This window comes from Bradyrhizobium sp. Ken51 (assembly GCF_055807435.1).
This window is the reverse complement of record NZ_JBVVPB010000173.1, coordinates 1-269: the sequence shown is the minus strand read 5'-3', so window position 1 is coordinate 269 and position 269 is coordinate 1. Positions and strand designations below refer to the sequence as shown.

General features: G+C 33.5%; 1 pseudogene. It reads left to right on the top strand.

The features are described from left to right. Nucleotides 1-208 (top strand): annotated as a pseudogene (locus AC0L27_RS41355) (hypothetical protein); the annotation flags it as partial. Nucleotides 209-269: the final 61 nt, after the last annotated feature.

The window sequence follows — 269 nt, the reverse complement described above, 5'->3', positions numbered from 1 at the left end:
ATACGCAGTTCTGCAATGGAAAAATCATGTTTTACATGCGAAAGCTCAACAAGAAGGGCGAGAGTCAATATTTGATTTTTACAAAATTAGTATTGCTCATATTACTCGCGAATATTCATTTAAAAAGGTCATGCTGCTGTTTTATGTTGTATATCACACTTCTTTAAATTGCTCGGCCTGCGCTTATCATGTTCTCCTTCTCTTATAATTTTGTTTATTATTTATACTTTTTTATTTTTTGCTATCACCGAAAATAGTGCGGATCCCGC